13 protein-coding genes are annotated in these 14,744 nt (G+C 70.6%); 1 reads left to right on the forward strand and 12 read right to left on the reverse strand.

The window, feature by feature from the left end; translation table 11 throughout:
- The 9 genes from cydD to TR46_RS38365 form a co-directional block, all read right to left on the reverse strand.
- Positions 1-1,618, reverse strand: a 1,618-nt coding sequence (gene cydD / locus TR46_RS29160) for a thiol reductant ABC exporter subunit CydD (RefSeq protein ID WP_042407130.1), incomplete at its 3' end; no start/stop codon positions are given.
- Between the two features lie 9 nt (positions 1,619-1,627).
- A complete protein-coding gene (cydB, locus tag TR46_RS29165) occupies positions 1,628-2,626 on the reverse strand; it encodes a cytochrome d ubiquinol oxidase subunit II (protein WP_042407131.1) in 999 nt (332 codons plus the stop codon).
- 11 nt (positions 2,627-2,637) lie between these two features.
- Positions 2,638-4,167, reverse strand: coding sequence for a cytochrome ubiquinol oxidase subunit I (locus TR46_RS29170; RefSeq protein ID WP_042407132.1), 1,530 nt, complete (start codon positions 4,165-4,167; stop codon positions 2,638-2,640).
- 199 nt (positions 4,168-4,366) lie between these two features.
- Entirely contained in the window at positions 4,367-5,836 is a 1,470-nt protein-coding gene (locus TR46_RS29175) for a sensor histidine kinase (RefSeq protein ID WP_042407135.1), read from the reverse strand.
- The gene (locus TR46_RS29180) at positions 5,811-6,545 is read right to left on the reverse strand and encodes a response regulator transcription factor (RefSeq protein WP_042407139.1); all 735 of its coding nucleotides are present in this window, start codon (positions 6,543-6,545) and stop codon (positions 5,811-5,813) included. Before TR46_RS29180 ends, TR46_RS29175 begins: the two co-directional genes overlap by 26 nt.
- Before the next feature lie 101 nt (positions 6,546-6,646).
- Positions 6,647-7,270, reverse strand: a complete 624-nt coding sequence (locus TR46_RS29185) for a hypothetical protein (RefSeq protein ID WP_052433180.1) — start codon at positions 7,268-7,270, stop codon at positions 6,647-6,649.
- 70 nt (positions 7,271-7,340) lie between these two features.
- Entirely contained in the window at positions 7,341-8,552 is a 1,212-nt protein-coding gene (locus TR46_RS29190) for an ABC transporter permease (protein ID WP_042407142.1), read from the reverse strand.
- Positions 8,549-9,427 (reverse strand): ABC transporter ATP-binding protein, encoded by an 879-nt coding sequence (locus tag TR46_RS29195; RefSeq protein ID WP_084719029.1) that lies wholly within the window; start codon positions 9,425-9,427, stop codon positions 8,549-8,551. Before TR46_RS29195 ends, TR46_RS29190 begins: the two co-directional genes overlap by 4 nt.
- Positions 9,424-10,974 carry an efflux RND transporter periplasmic adaptor subunit gene (locus TR46_RS38365; RefSeq protein ID WP_084719030.1) on the reverse strand — a complete coding sequence of 517 codons (1,551 nt, stop codon included), beginning with the start codon at positions 10,972-10,974 and terminating at the stop codon, positions 9,424-9,426. The genes TR46_RS29195 and TR46_RS38365 overlap by 4 nt, the downstream gene beginning before the upstream one ends.
- Positions 10,975-11,189: 215 nt before the next feature.
- Here TR46_RS38365 and TR46_RS29205 point away from each other — a divergent pair, with 215 nt between their 5' ends.
- Complete coding sequence (locus tag TR46_RS29205) at positions 11,190-11,771, forward strand: hypothetical protein (protein ID WP_042407145.1); 582 nt, start codon at positions 11,190-11,192, stop codon at positions 11,769-11,771.
- Positions 11,772-11,779: 8 nt separating this feature from the next.
- On the opposite strand, the gene TR46_RS42640 is transcribed toward TR46_RS29205, so the two are convergent.
- The 3 genes from TR46_RS42640 to TR46_RS29220 are packed head-to-tail and all read right to left on the reverse strand — an operon-like array spanning position 11,780 to position 14,710.
- Positions 11,780-12,514: a hypothetical protein gene (locus tag TR46_RS42640; RefSeq protein ID WP_052433182.1), complete on the reverse strand. Its 735-nt coding sequence runs from the start codon at positions 12,512-12,514 to the stop codon at positions 11,780-11,782.
- On the reverse strand, positions 12,507-13,718 hold the full coding sequence (locus TR46_RS29215) for an ABC transporter permease (protein ID WP_042407148.1): 1,212 nt from the start codon (positions 13,716-13,718) through the stop codon (positions 12,507-12,509). Before TR46_RS29215 ends, TR46_RS42640 begins: the two co-directional genes overlap by 8 nt.
- Entirely contained in the window at positions 13,715-14,710 is a 996-nt protein-coding gene (locus tag TR46_RS29220) for an ABC transporter ATP-binding protein (protein WP_084719031.1), read from the reverse strand. The genes TR46_RS29215 and TR46_RS29220 overlap by 4 nt, the downstream gene beginning before the upstream one ends.
- Positions 14,711-14,744 lie beyond the last annotated feature (34 nt).

Consider the following 14,744-nt stretch of genomic DNA (forward strand, 5'->3'; position numbering starts at 1 on the left):
GGGGGGTGGAAAGGGGAGGCGGCGCCGTGAGGGTGATGGTGCGGTCCGCGAGGGCGAGGAGGGCGGGGCGGTGCGCCGTGAGGATGACGGTGCGGTCCGGGGGGAGGTTGCGGATCGCTTCGACGACGGCCTGTTCGGTGGTGTTGTCGAGATTGGCGGTGGGTTCGTCCAGGAGCAGGATCGGGCGGTCGGCGAGGAAGGCCCGGGCCAGGGCGAGGCGCTGGCGCTGGCCCGCGGAGAGGCCGGAGCCGTGTTCGCCGAGGGGGGTTGCCGTGCCGAGGGGGAGGGCGGCGATGAACTCGTGGGCGTGGGCGCGGTGGAGAGCGGTGGCGAGTTCGGCGTCGGTGGCCTCGGGGCGGGAGAGGCGGACGTTCTCGGCGATGGTGCCGGCGAAGAGGTAGGGGTGCTGCGGGACCCAGGCGATGTCGGGGTGCCAGCTTTGGTCGAGAGGCTGGTCGTTGAGGGTGATGGTGCCGGTGGTGGGGGTGGTGAAGCCCAGGAGGAGGGAGAGGAGGGTGGTCTTTCCTGCTCCTGAGGGGCCGGTTACGGCCAGGGTCTCGCCCGGATGGATCGTCAGGTCCAGGGACTTGATGGCTGGGGCGTGGGGGACGGTGACGTTGCGGAGTCGGATGGTGGGGCGGGGAGGTGCGGTTGTGGTGGTGGGGCGGGGTGTTTCCTCCAGGACCTCGAAGATCTGCTGGGCGGCGGCCAGGCCTTCGACGCTGGCGTGGTAGTGGGTGCCGACCTGACGGATCGGCAGGTACGCCTCGGGAGCCAGGACCAGGATCAGCAGGCCGGTGCGGAGGTCGAGGCTGCCGTCGACCAGGCGGGTGCCGATTCCCACGGCGACCAGGGCCACCGAGATGGTGGAGAGCAGTTCCAGGGCGAAGGAGGAGATGAAGGCGATGCGCAGGGTGCGGAGGGTGGCCTGGCGGTAGTCGTCGGTGGTTCGGCGGATGGCGTCCGCCTGGGCTTTGGCGCGACCGAAGACCTTGAGGGTGGGGAGGCCTTCCACTACGTCGAGGAAGTGGTGGGAGAGGCGGCCGAGGGTGCGCCACTGGCGGTCCATCCGGCTCTGGGTCGCCAGGCCGATCAGGACCATGAAGATCGGGATCAGGGGGAGGGTGAGGACGATGATCAGGGCCGACAGCCAGTCGGAGCTGAGGATGCGGGCGATGACGGCTGCCGGGACCACTACGGCCAGGGCCAGTTGGGGCAGGTAGCGGGCGAAGTAGTCGTCCAGGGCATCGATGCCCCGGGTGGCCAGGGTGACCAGTTCTCCGCTGCGTTGGCGGGTGAGCCAGTCGGGCCCCAGTGCGGTGGCACGGGCCAGGAGTTGCGAGCGGAGCTCGGACTTCACGGCGGCGGAGGCGCGGTGGGCGGCGGTCTCGGTGGCCCAGGAGGTGAGGCCGCGGCATATCGCCACGGCGCCGAGGGCGAGGAGGGGGGTGGTGAGGTTCGTCCGGTGCTGTTGGAAGGCGTCGACCACGATGTCGGCGACGAGCACGGCCTGGGCGATGACCAGGGCGGCGTTGAGGACGCCGAGGGCCGTGGAGAGCAGGAGGAAGCCCCTGGTCGCGCGGGCGTGGCGGAGGAGGCGGGGGTCGACGGGCTTCATCAGGTCACCTCAGTGGGCAGGGATGTTCTGGACGCCGATGCGCTTGCTGAACACCCAGTAGGTCCAGCCCTGGTAGACCAGGACGAGCGGGGTCATGATGCCGGCGACCCAGGTCATGACCTTGAGGGTGTACGGCGAGGAGGACGCGTTGGCGGCGGTCAGCGACCAGGCCGGGTCGAGGCTGGAGGGCATGACGTCCGGGAAGAGCGCGAGGAAGAGCATCGCCACGGCGGCGACGATGGTGACGCCGGAGCAGATGAAGGCCCAGCCCTCGCGGCCGGATTCGTTGAGACCGAGCGCCGCGAGGAGGGCGAGGACGGCGACGATCAGCGCGGCGAGTGACCATCCGTCGCCGCTGGAGGCCTGGGTCCAGATCAGGAAGGCCGCTGCCAGTGCTGCGGTGATCAGGCCGGTGGTCCGGGCCAGTACGCGTGCGCGGCTGCGGATGTCGCCGAGGGTCTTCAGGGCGACGAAGACGGTGCCGTGGAAGGTGAACAGGGAGAGGGTGACCAGGCCGCCCAGGAGGGCGTAGGGGTTGAGCAGGTCCAGGACGTTGCCTGCGTAGTCGCCGGCTTCGTTGATCTTCACACCGTGGACGATGTTGGCGAAGGCCACGCCCCAGAGGAAGGCGGGGAGGAGGGAGGTCCAGAAGATGGCGTGCTCCCAGTTGCGCTTCCAGCGGGGGTCGCTGCGCTTGGCCCGGTACTCGAAGGACAGCACGCGGACGATCAGGCAGACCAGGATCGCCAGGAGGGGCAGGTAGAAGCCGCTGAAGAGGGTGGCGTACCAGGCCGGGAAGGCCGCGAAGGTGGCGCCGCCGGCCGTGAGCAGCCAGACCTCGTTGCCGTCCCAGACCGGGCCGATGGTGTTGATCAGCACCCGGCGCTCGGGTTCGTCGCGGGCCAGCAGCTTGGTGAGGACGCCGACGCCGAAGTCGAAGCCCTCCAGGAAGAAGTAGCCGATCCAGAGGACGGCGATCAGCACGAACCAGACGTCGTGGAGTTGCATGTTCTCTCTCCTCAGTACGCGAAGGCGAGGGGCTGGTCGGCGTCGCCGGACGGGCCGCGGAGGGTGGGATCCTGGCTGGGGGGTTCCTCGTCGGTGGGGCCGGCCTTGGCATAGGTGACCATCAGTCGGATCTCGATCACGGCCAGGACGGCGTAGAGGAGGGTGAAGATGGTCAGGGAGGTGATCTGCTCGCCGAGCGAGACGGTGGGGGAGACGGCGTCGGCGGTGGTCATCAGGCCGTAGACGGCCCAGGGCTGGCGGCCCATCTCGGTGAAGATCCAGCCCCAGGAGTTGGCGATCAGCGGGAAGCCCATGGTCAGGATGGCCACCCGCCAGGCCCACTTGTTGAGGAAGGGGTTGAGTTCCTTCGTCCTGGTGAGCATGAGGAGCGGGATCTCGGTTTCGCCGCGGCGGTGCTCGGGGGCAAGCCAGAAGCGCTTGCGGGTCAGCCAGAGGCCGGCGGCGGCGATGGCGAAGGAGGTCATCCCGAAGCCGATCATCCAGCGGAAGCCCCAGAAGGTGGTCGGGATGTTGGGTTCGTAGCTCGGGGCCTTGTCGCCGTACTTGGCCCGTTCCTGGGCTTGGACGTCGTTGATGCCGGGGACGGGGTCGTGGAAGTTGCTGGTGGCCAGGAAGGAGAGCAGACCGGGGATGGTGAGCTCCACCGTGTTCCGGCCCTCGCTGACATTGCCGTAGGCGAAGATCGAGAACGGCGCGGGCTTCTGGGTGTCCCAGAGGGCTTCGGCCGCTGCCATCTTCATGGGCTGCTGACGGAACATCACCTTGCCCAGGCTGTCGCCGCTGACCGCGGTGCCGATGCCGAAGATCACGGCGATCACCAGGCCCAGGCGGAGGCTGGCGCGCATGGCGCCGATCTTGGCCGGGTCGGTCTCCTTGAGCCGGTGCTGGCGCCGCAGTTGGTAGGCGGCGATGCCGACCATGAAGGCGCCGCCGGTGAGGAAGGAGGCCATCAGCGTGTGGAAGACCACGACCAGGGTGGTCTCCTGGAAGAGCACCTTGCCGATGTCGGTGAGCTGGGCCCGGCCGTTGGCGCCGACGGTGTAGCCGACCGGGTGCTGCATCCAGGAGTTGGCGGCCAGGATGAAGTAGGCGGAGAGGACGGTGCCGATGGCGACCATCCAGATGCAGCCCAGGTGGATCTTCTTCGGCAGCCGTTCCCAGCCGAAGATCCACAGGCCGATGAAGGTGGACTCGAAGAAGAAGGCGAGCAGGGCCTCCATCGCGAGCGGCGCCCCGAAGACGTCGCCGACGAACCTGGAGTAGGCGGACCAGTTCATCCCGAACTGGAACTCCTGGACGATCCCGGTGGCCACCCCGAGCGCCAGGTTGATCAGCAGGAGCTTGCCCCAGAACTTGGTGGCCTTGAAGTACTTGGCCTTGTCGGTGCGGACCCAGGCGGTCTGCAGGCAGGCGGTGAGTGCGGCAAGGCTGATCGTCAGCGGGACGAAGAGGAAGTGGTACACGGTGGTGATGCCGAACTGCCAACGCGCCATCGTCTCGTGGGCCAGTGCCAGTTCCACGCGGTGCCTCCTCGGTCGTGTCCTGAACGATCGCCACGCCTAGTTATGCATCCTTTGCTGTTCCCGCAGCGCAGGCACGACGCGATCGTTCGCTTGTGAACGTGAACACATTCACAAAGTATTATCACCTACGCGGTTCCAGGGTTCTGCAGGGGGTCCCGCTGCGAGGGGTTGCCCGATCCAGGGGCGCGAGAACGCCCTACCGTGCGGCCGGGATCCGCACGCGGAAGACGGCGCCTTCGCCGGGGTTGGTCAGCAGGTCGACCTGGCCGTGGTGGGCGGCGGTGAGGGCGGAGACGATGGCCAGGCCGAGGCCGGCGCCGCCGCCGTCCTGGCGGCTGCGGGAGGAGTCGACGCGGTAGAAGCGCTCGAACACCCGGGCGGCCTGGTCCGGGGTGAGCCCCGGCCCGTGGTCGGCGACCTCGATGACGCCCTGGCCCTCGACGGTGCCGACGCCGATCCGCACCGGGGTGCCCGGCGGGGTGTGCTTGACCGCGTTGCCGACCAGGTTGGTGACCACCTGGCGCAGCCGGGCCTCGTCGCCGAGGACCAGGGCCGCGGTGGGCGCGGTGCTGCCGCCGGGGCCGGTCAGCGCGACCGGGCGGGTGGGGTCGAGGGCGGTGGTGTCGTGCAGGGCGTCGGCGGCCAGGGTGCGCAGGTCCATCGGCGCCAGTTCCAGCGGGCGCTGCTCGTCCAGGCGGGCCAGCGTGAGCAGGTCCTCGACCAGGCCGCCCATCCGCAGCGCCTCGCTCTCGATCCTGGCCATGGTGCGCTTGATGTCCGCCTCGTCGCTCAGCGCCCCCATCCGGTAGAGCTCGGCGAAGCCGCGGATGCCCGCGAGGGGCGTGCGCAGTTCGTGGGAGGCGTCGGCGACGAAGCGGCGCATCCGGTCCTCGGAGGCGGCGCGGGCCGCGAAGGCCGACTCGATCTGGGCCAGCATCGAGTTGAGCGAGCCGGCCAGCCGGCCCACCTCGGTGCGCTGGGAGCCCTCGGGCATCCGGTGCGACAGGGTCTGGCCGGTGGCGATCTCGGTGGCGGTGGCCTCGATCCGGCGCAGCGGCTTGAGGCCCCGGCGCACCGCGAACCAGCCGGCCAGGCCGATCAGCAGCACCACCGCGGCGCCGATGCCCAGGAAGCCGTATTCGAACTTGGCGACGGTGGCGTCGGTGTCGTCCAGCGAGGAGGCCACCACCACGATGACCGGGATCTTGTTCTGGGTCCGCTGCACGAACAGCACCCGCCAGCTGCCGCCGTGGTCGCCGGAGACCGTGAACGGCCTTTCCAGCCGGGCTGCGGCCTGACTGTCCGTCAGCACCGGAAGGTCGGGGGCCGGGTCGGAGGAGGTCATCAGCTGGCTGTTGAACGGGATGTACGTGCCGCCGGGTTCACGGACGGTGACCACGAACCGGCTGGGCAGGTTGGCGCCGGAGGCGACCGGACGGTTCAGCGGGGGCGCCCAGGAACGCAGGTTCGGCGCCGCCGCGCGGCGCATCTGGTCGTCCACCCGCTGGACCAGCTGGTAGCGGACCGTGGTCAGCACCAGGGTGTCGCTGACCGCCAGGCCGAGGGTGACCAGGGCGACCGCGAGCACCAGCAGCCGGCCGCGGAGCGACAGCCCGCGGCCGGCCGCGGTGCGCGCCCTGCTAAGCAGGCGGACGACGAAGGACATAGCCGATTCCCCGGACCGTGTGGATCAGCTTGGGGCTGCCGTCGGCCCCCGAGTCGATCTTGCGCCGCAGGTAGGAGATGTAGGACTCGACGATGCTGAGGTCCCCGCCGAAGTCGTAGGCCCAGACGTGGTCCAGGATCTGCATCTTGGACACCACCCGGCCGGTGTTGCTCATCAGGTACTCCAGCAGCTTGAACTCGGTCGGCGAGAGCGAGACCTGGTGGCCGCCGCGGACCACCTGGTGGCCGACCGGGTCCAGCTCCAGGTCGGCCACGACCAGGCGGCCGGCGTCGGCCGGGCCGCCGGTGCGGCGGAGGATGGCCCGGATCCGGGCGATCAGCTCCTCCAGGCTGAACGGCTTGGTGACGTAGTCGTCGCCGCCCGCGGTCAGACCGCTGATCTTGTCGTCGACGCCGTCCTTGGCCGTGAGGAAGATCACTGGAATCCGGTCCCGCTCACCGCCGCGGCCGGCCGGGGCGCCCGGCTGCTCGTCCCTGAGCCGGCGGACCACGGCGAAGCCGTCCATGTCCGGCAGCATCACGTCCAGCAGCACCAGGTCCGGCCGCTGCCTGGCCACGGCGGCCACGGCCTCGGCGCCGGAGGCGGCGGAGGAGACGTTGAAGCCCGCGAAGCGGAGCGAGGCCGAGAGCAGCTCCCGGATGTTCGGTTCGTCGTCGACGACCAGGAGGCTGGCTTCGGTGCTGTCCATAGTGCGGCCCCTGACAGGTGGGACGGAGGGTGAGGGGATGGAGCGGAGGAAGGTTGCAGTGTGCACGGTATGGGGCCTGGATGAGGAACGGCTAAACGTCCTCATCCGCCGGTGCCGGCACCGCCGAATCCGCCTGCTCCGAAGCCGCCCGCAGCCGTGGCCGCGCCCTCGCTGACGGTGGTCGCGGCGAGGTTGCCGGAGGAGTCGGTGGTGCCCCGGACGGTGACCGTCTGGCCCGCCTTGAGGTCGCCGACCTTGCCGGTGCTGGAGAGGGTGACCTTGGTGGAGCTGCCGGTGGTGACCTTGACGGTGTTGCCGGAGGAGTCGGTGATGTAGACGGTGTCGCCGTCGACCAGCTTGACCGTGCCGGTGGTGGCACCGCCGGTGGCGCCGGTACCGGCGGTGCCACCGGTACGGCCGGTCCCGCCGGCCGCGCCGCGGGTGAATCCGGCGAAGGCTGTCGCCGCACTGGAGGCGGCGGGCTTGTTGTTCTTCTCCACCAGCGCGCCGCCGGCGAAGCCGAGGGCGGCGATGATGCCGCCGGCCAGCGCCAGGGTCAGCCAGGGCAGCTTGCGGCGCGGCGGCGCGGCCAGCTCGCCCGCGATGTCGCGGGTGTCCGGCGGCTCGGCCAGGATCTCCTCCGGGCTCGGGCCGTCGGTGACCGTGGCGAGTTCCTGGGTCGGGTCCTCGCGCAGACCGGGGACGAACGAGTCGTCCGCCTTCACGATTTCACCTGAATAGCTGGGGCCGCCGTGTCGTCCGGCCATGTCCCTTGTCCCCTCGGATGTGTGACGGTCACTCATGACGCAGCGCCTCGATCGGACGCAGGCTCGCCGCCCGGCTGGCCGGATAGCTGCCGAAGAACAGGCCGATGGCCACGGCGATGCCGAAGGCCCCGTAGACCGACTCCGGGATCACCACCGGCTTGATACCGACGATCTTGAAATGTGCCCCGATCAGCGCGGCGGCGACGCCCAGTCCCCCGCCGACCAGCGAGAGCAGCGTCGACTCGGCGAGGAACTGGCTGAGGATGACGCCCTTGGGGGCGCCGATGGCCTTGCGGATGCCGATCTCGCGGGTCCGCTCGGTGACCGTGACCAGCATGATGTTGGTGATCCCGATCCCGCCGACCAGCAGCGAGATCGCCGCGACCGCACCCAGCAGCACCGTGAAGGTCTGGTCGGTGGAGGTGCGGGTGGTCAGCAGCGAGGTCTGACTGGAGACCCGGAAGTCCACCGCACTGGGGCTGGTGATCGAGTGCTGCCCCATCAGGATCGTGGTGATCTCGTTGGTGGCGCTGGTGGTGGCGTCCGCGGTGGTGGCCTCGACCAGGATCTGGCTGATCGAGCCGCTGAAGCCGGTGAAGGCGTTCTGCACGGTGGGCAGTGGCGCGATGACGGTGTCGTCCGGGTCCTGGAAGCCGGTGCCCCCCTTGGTGGCCAGCTCGCCGACCACGGTGAACGGGGTGCCGCCGAGGGTGATCACCTTGCCGATCGGACTGGCCGTGCCGAACAGGTCGGTCGCGGTGGTGGAGCCGATCACGGCCACCTTGCGGGAGTTGAGCACATCGTCGTCGCTGAAGTAGTCGCCCTTGTCGACCTTGCTGTTGGAGGCCTCGAAGTAGGCCGGGTAGGTGCCGACCACGGAGCTGACGGTGTGCGAGGTGCCCTGGTAGATCGCCGTCTGCGAGGTGCTGACCTCGGGGGCGACGCCCTTGATGTCCGGGGCCTGGCTGGTGTCGGCCAGGGCCCGGGCGTCGTCCACGGTGAGCGGCTTGACCACGGTGGCGGTGGAGCTGCCGGAGCCCGAACCCGAGCTGACCGTCAGCGCGTTGGTGCCGAGTGCCTGGATCGCGTCCTTGACCGCCTGCGAGGAGCCGTTGCCCACGGCGAGCAGCAGGATGACGGCGGCGACGCCGATCAGGATGCCCAGCATGGTGAGGCCGGAGCGGACCTTGTTGGCGGCCAGGCCGCCGAAGGCGAAGCGCAGGGTCTGGAAGGGGTTCACCGGTCGCCTCCGTTCGCATGCGCCCGGACGTGTCCGACGTGCAGGGTGTGCGAGGCGAACTCGACCGGGTCCTGCAGGGCCGGGGGCAGTCCCTGCAGCGGGGCCTGTCGGATGTCCTCGTAGATCTGGCCGTCGACCAGCCGGACCACCCGCTTGGCGTGCCGGGCCACTTCGTCCTCGTGGGTGATCAGGACGATGGTGCGGCCGGCGGCGTTCAGCCGGTCGACGATCGCAAGGACGTCGTCGGTGGAGCGGCTGTCCAGGTTGCCGGTCGGCTCGTCCGCCAGCAGCATCGCCGGGCTGGTCACCAGGGCGCGGGCCACCGCCACCCGCTGCTGCTGGCCGCCGGACAGTTCATTGGGTCGGTGGTCGGCCCGGTCGGCGAGGCCGACCAGGGTGAGCGCCGCCATCGCCCGACGGCGGCGCTCGGCGGCCTTCACCCCCGCGTACGCGAGCGGGAGTTCGACCTGGGCCAGCGCGGTGGTGCGCGGGACCAGGTTGAAGGACTGGAAGATGAAGCCGATCTTGCGGTTGCGCACCAGCGACAGCTGGTGCTCGTCCAGGTGGCCGACGTCGATGCCGTCCAGCAGGTAGCGACCGGAGGTCGGGGCGTCCAGGCAGCCCAGGATGTTCATCAGGGTGGACTTGCCCGAACCCGAACTGCCCATGATGGCGACGAAGTCGCCCTGGTGGACCGTCAGGTCGACGCCCTGCTCCACGCCGTCGGCGTCGACCGGGCCGGCCAGGGCGTGCACCGCGGCGTCTCCGTGGCCGTAGGTCTTGACCAGCTTGCGCACCGCGAGGATCGGCACCGGGCCGCGCGGAACCGGCGCCGCGGTCGGCGGCGGCTGCTGCGGTCTGCTGCGCAGCCTCATCCCCGACCACCGCCGAAGCCCCCGGCCGCCCCGCCGGTGCGGGCCCGGCCGGCGCCGCCGGGGAAGCCGCCGGACGGGAAGCCGTTGCTGCCGGTGGCGGACACCACCGTCAGCTGCACCGTCTGTCCGGCCTGGACCCCGCTGGTGATCTGCACCTGGGTGTCGCCCTGGATTCCCACCGTCACCGGTGTGCGGGTGGTGGTGCCGTTCGCGTTGACGACGGTCACCGTGCTGTTGGCGCCGGTGCCGGTGACGGCGGTGGTCGGCACCCAGAGCGCGTCGGTGGCCTGGCCGGTGGTCACCTGCACGCTGGCGCTCAGGCCGGTGCGCAGGTTGGAGGTGTCGCTGGTGATCGACAGCAGCGCCGCGTACATCACCGCGCTGCTGGAGCTGCCACCGCCGCTGCTGGAGCTGCTGACCGGCAGCGAGCTGATGGAGAGCAGCTTGGCGGTGAGCGTGGTGCCGCTCTCCGCGTTCAGGGTGACGGTGGCGGCCTGGCCGGACTTCAGCTTCAGCGCGTCCGACTCGGAGAAGTCCGCGGAGACCTCCATCCCGGTGGGGTTGGTGATCACCACGAAGCCGCTGAGTGAGGAGGAACTGCTGTTGCTGGAGCTGGAGTTGCTGTTGCCGCCGGCAGAGCCGGAGCTTCCGGAGACGCTCCCGCCGACCTTGCCGGCGACCGAGGCGACGGTGCCGCTGACCGGGGCCCTCAGCACTGTGCCGGCCACCGCCCGCTGGGCGGCGTCGACGGCGTTCTGCGCGGTGGTGACCTGCTGCTCGGCCTGGGCCAGCTGGGCCGGGTCGACGGTGGGCGTGGCGCTGGCGGCGGTGAGGTAGCCGGCGTCCACGGCGGTGGCGGCCCTGGTCCTCGACGCGGACGCCGACGCGGACGCGGACGCCGAGGCACTGGCGGAGGCGCTCGGGGTGGGGCTCGCCTTGGCCGTGGCCGAGGGGCGGGCCGAAGGGCTGGAGCCGCGGGAGCTGCCGGAGGCCCCTCCGGAGCCGGATCCGCCGGAACTTCCGCCGGTGCTGGCGTAACCGGTGGTGGTGCTGCCGCCGGACGTGCCACCGGAGGTGCCGCCACCGCCGCTGCCACCGCTGCCACCGCTGCCACCGGAGGACGAGTTGCCGCCGCCCGAGTTGTTGCTGCTGGTGGCCGTGCCGTCCTCGACCGCGGTCAGGTTGGCCTGCGCGGAGCTGAGCTGGGCCTGTGCCCCGGTCAGCGTCTCGTTCTCCGTGGTCGGGTCGACCTTCGCCAGGACCTGCCCGGCGGCGACCTTCTGACCTGCGGTGACGTCCACCTCGGTGAGCGTGCCGCCGGTGGTGAAGTTCACACCGGCGTCGGTCGGCGAAGTCAGTGAGCCCGAGCCGGACACCGTGGCCGTGACCGTTCCCTGCTGGACGGTGGCTGTACGGGCTGTGCTCTTGGCGGTGCTGCTACTGCCGTTGTTCACGGTCGCGTACGCGGCCCCCGCCCCGGTGACCAGCACCAGGGCGAGGACGGAGTTCAACAGGACGGCTTTGCGCCGTCGTGGGAGCACCTTCATGGCGCACAGACTGGCCCTGCCCCCCTGTCGTGCTCTGGCAGCAGTCTGGGAGTTCGCTGGGTGCGGCGGTCCGTCCCGGTCTCCTCATAAGCTGACATACAACGCATAGCCGTCGTCCAGCCCGCTGCCGGCATTCTCTGCAGTCCCGCAGCTCACAGGCAATTGCCAGACCGTGTCCAGGGATCCTCCACCCCGGTACGGTTCCGTCTGACGTCATGACCGCACTCCACCCCCGCGCCCTCGCGGCAGCCGGCCTCCTGAGCCTCGGCGCTCTGGTGCTGTCCGGCTGCTCCTCCTCCGGCACGGCCGCCTCGGCCCAGCCCGACTCGTCGGCCTCGGGCAGCGCCCAGGACTCGGCGTACCGCAACTGCCTGTCCCAGCACGGGGTCACCCTGCCCAGCGGCCGGCCCGGAGGCTTCGGCGGGAGCGGCCGTCCGAGCGGGGCCAGGCCCAGCGGCGTGCGGCCCAGCGGGGTCAGGCCCAGCGGGGTCAGGCCCAGCGGCGGCTACGGCGGCTTCGGCGGTGCTTCCGCCAACCCGAGCATGCGGGCCGCGATCCAGGCCTGCGCCTCGGACCGCCCGAGCGGGGCGGCCGGGTTCGGCGGCCGTGGCGGCGGCTTCGACAGCACCGCCATGGCGGCGTTCACCAGCTGCATGAAGGACCACGGGGTGACCGTGGCGGCGAACGGTCTGCGCTCGCTGAACACCGCCGACCCCAAGACCGCCGCCGCCTACAAGACCTGCAAGGTGCTGCTGCCGACCAGGAGCGGCAGCCCCTCCCCCAGCGCCACCGGCTGACCGCTGCATCAGCCGTTGGTCGTGGTGGCCGCGCCCTCGGTGACCGTGGTCGCCGCGACATTGCCCGAGCTGTCGGTGGTGCCCTGGACCGTGACGGTCTGACCGGGGGTCAGGTCGGTGGTCTTGGACGTCCTGGTCGTGGTCACCTTGGTGCTGCTCTTGGTGGTCACCTTGATCACCGAGCCGGAGCCGGTGGTCAGGTAGACGGTGTCGCCGTCGACCAGCTTCACCGTGCCGGAGGTCGAGCCGGTGGAGGAGCCGCTGCCGCTGTTGCCACCGGCGTTGCCACCGGGTGCGCCGCCGCCGAACCCGCCGCCGGTGCCGCCCTCGGCACTGAAGCCGCCCGGCGCGCCCCCGGTACGTCCTGCCGCCGCGCCGGCGGTGGAGGTGCCGGGGTTCTGCTTCTCGTAGTAGGCGCCGCCGGCGAAGCCCAGCCCCGCGATCATGCCGGCGAACAGCAGCAGGGTGATGAAGGGGATCTTGCGGCGCGGGGGCGCGGCCAGCTCCGCCGAGATGTCGAGGGTGTCCGGCGGCTCGGCGAGGATCGACTCGGGATCCTCCCCGCTGCCCGCCGACGGGACGGCGACGGACTCGTAGGGCACCGGGAGGTTGGCCACCGGCACTCGCACCGTGGTGACCAGGTCCTCGGACTGCTTCGCGGTCATGGTCGGCGTGGTCCTCTCTCTGTGGTGGTGCTTGTCGTTCAGGGCGCCGTTCGCGCCGTCCGGGTGCGGGTCACTCATGGCGCAGCGCCTCGATGGGACGCAGGCTCGCCGCGCGGTTGGCGGGGTAGCTGCCGAAGAACAGGCCGATCGCCACCGAGATCCCGAACGAGCCCCAGACCGAGGCCGGCATGATCACCGGTTTGATGCCGTCGATCCTGAAGTTGGTCCCCAGCAGCGCCACCAGGACGCCGAGGCCCGCGCCGAACACCGAGAGCAGCACGGCCTCGGAGAGGAACTGGCTGAGGATGATCCCCTTGGGGGCGCCGATGGCCTTGCGGATGCCGATCTCGCGGGTCCGCTCGGTGACCGTGACCAGCATGATGTTGGTGATCCCGATCCCGCCGACCAGCAGCGAGATCGCCGCGACCGCGCCCAGCAGCACCGTGAAGGTCTTGTTGGTCGAGGCCTGGGTGCTCAGCAGTGAGGTGGCGCTGCTGATCTGGAAGTCGGCGGCGCCGGCGCTGGTGATGCCGTGCTGGTTCATCATGATGGTGCTGATCTCGCTGGTGGCCGCGGTGATGTCGGCCGACGAGGTGGCCTCCACCACGATCTGGGTGAGCGAGCCGAAGCCGGTGAAGGCGTTCTCGACGGTGGTCAGCGGTGCGACCACCACGTCGTCGGAGGAGGTCAGGCCGGTGCTGCCCTTGGTGGCCAGCACGCCGACCACCTTGAACGGGGTGCTGCCGATGGTGATGGTCCTGCCGACCGGGTCGACGGTTCCGAACAGGTCGGTGGCGGTGGTCGAGCCGATCACCGCGACCTTGCGGTCGTTCAGGATGTCGTCGTTGCTGAAGTAGTCGCCCTTGTCGACCTTGCTGTTGGTCGCCTCGAAGTACCCGGTGTAGGTGCCGATGATGGAACTGACCGAGTGTGAGACGCCCTGGTAGATCGCCGTGCCCGAGGTGCTGACCTCCGGGGCGACGCTCTTGATGTGCGGGGCCTTGGTGGTGTCGGACAGCGCCGTGGCGTCCGCGACGGACAGCGGCTTGGTGCTGGTCGCGGTGGAGGTGCTGCTGTTGCCGGTGCCCGAGGTGACGGTCAGCGAGTTGGCGCCGAGCGAGGTGATCGAGGCCTTGACCGCCGCCGAGGAGCCGTTGCCGACGGCCAGCAGCAGGATCACCGCGGCCACACCGATCAGCACACCGAGCATGGTCAGCACGGAGCGGACCTTGTTGGCGGCCAGGCCGCCGAGGGCGAAGCGCAGGGTCTGCAAGGGGTTCATTCGGCCTCTCCTCGCACAGTCCGCGCTCCGACGGCTGCGGACCACGGGTCTGCGTGGGGGTCCGGGGGGTCGCTCCCCGGGAAATTGGAGTATCGGACCCCTCCGATCGCGTTGGCCTTGACGTTCGAGACGTGCAGGGTGTGCGAGGCGAACTCGACCGGGTCCAGCAGCGCAGGCGGCAGCCCGCGCACCGGCGCCTGCCGGATGTCCTCGTAGATCTGGCCGTCGACCAGCCGGACCACCCGCTTGGCGTGCCGGGCCACCTCGTCCTCGTGGGTGATCAGCACGACCGTGCGGCCGGCGGCGTTCAGCCGGTCCACGATCGCAAGGACGTCGTCGGTGGAGCGGCTGTCCAGGTTGCCGGTCGGCTCGTCCGCCAGCAGCATCGCCGGGCTGGTCACCAGGGCACGGGCCACTGCCACCCGCTGCTGCTGGCCGCCGGAGAGCTCATTGGGTCGGTGGTCGGCCCGGTCGGCCAGGCCGACCAGGGTGAGCGCCGCCATCGCCCGGCGGCGGCGCTCGGACTTGCGCACCCCCGCGTAGGCGAGCGGCAGTTCCACCTGGGCGACGGCGGTGGTGCGCGGGACCAGGTTGAAGGACTGGAAAATGAAGCCGATCTTGCGGTTGCGCACCAGCGACAGCTGGTGCTCGTCCAGGTGGCCGACGTCGATGCCGTCCAGCAGGTAGCGGCCGGACGTGGGGATGTCCAGGCAGCCCAGGATGTTCATCAGGGTCGACTTGCCGGAACCCGAACTGCCCATGATGGCGACGAAGTCGCCCTCACTGATCGTCAGGTCGACGCCCAGCGGGGTGCCCTCCGGGTCCTCCGGGCCGCGCAGCGCGTGCACCGCGGCGTCACCGGAGCCGTACGACTTGACGAGCCGGCGGACCGCGATGACCGGCGGCCTGGCCTTGGGCGCGGCCGCCTGCGCGGCGACCGCGGCCGTGTCGGCCTTCGTCCGCCTGGCCAGGGCCGAGTGGCGGGGAGACATCAGTTGCCACCGCCGCCGAAGTTGCCGCGAGCCC

Source organism: Streptacidiphilus carbonis (genome assembly GCF_000787775.1).
Classification (GTDB): Bacteria; Actinomycetota; Actinomycetes; order Streptomycetales; family Streptomycetaceae; genus Streptacidiphilus; species Streptacidiphilus carbonis.

What these genes read in the sequence shown, in the direction of transcription:
- TR46_RS29195 (WP_084719029.1), bottom strand. Translation starts at nt 9,427, where the DNA reads ATGAGGCTGCGCAGCAGACCGCAGCAGCCGCCGCCGACCGCGGCGCCG.
- TR46_RS29180 (WP_042407139.1), bottom strand. Translation starts at nt 6,545, where the DNA reads ATGGACAGCACCGAAGCCAGCCTCCTGGTCGTCGACGACGAACCGAAC.
- TR46_RS29220 (WP_084719031.1), bottom strand. Translation starts at nt 14,710, where the DNA reads ATGTCTCCCCGCCACTCGGCCCTGGCCAGGCGGACGAAGGCCGACACG.
- TR46_RS29215 (WP_042407148.1), bottom strand. Translation starts at nt 13,718, where the DNA reads ATGAACCCCTTGCAGACCCTGCGCTTCGCCCTCGGCGGCCTGGCCGCC.
- TR46_RS29175 (WP_042407135.1), bottom strand. Translation starts at nt 5,836, where the DNA reads ATGTCCTTCGTCGTCCGCCTGCTTAGCAGGGCGCGCACCGCGGCCGGC.
- TR46_RS38365 (WP_084719030.1), bottom strand. Translation starts at nt 10,974, where the DNA reads ATGAAGGTGCTCCCACGACGGCGCAAAGCCGTCCTGTTGAACTCCGTC.
- TR46_RS42640 (WP_052433182.1), bottom strand. Translation starts at nt 12,514, where the DNA reads ATGAGTGACCCGCACCCGGACGGCGCGAACGGCGCCCTGAACGACAAG.
- cydB (WP_042407131.1), bottom strand. Translation starts at nt 2,626, where the DNA reads ATGCAACTCCACGACGTCTGGTTCGTGCTGATCGCCGTCCTCTGGATC.
- TR46_RS29205 (WP_042407145.1), top strand. Translation starts at nt 11,190, where the DNA reads ATGACCGCACTCCACCCCCGCGCCCTCGCGGCAGCCGGCCTCCTGAGC.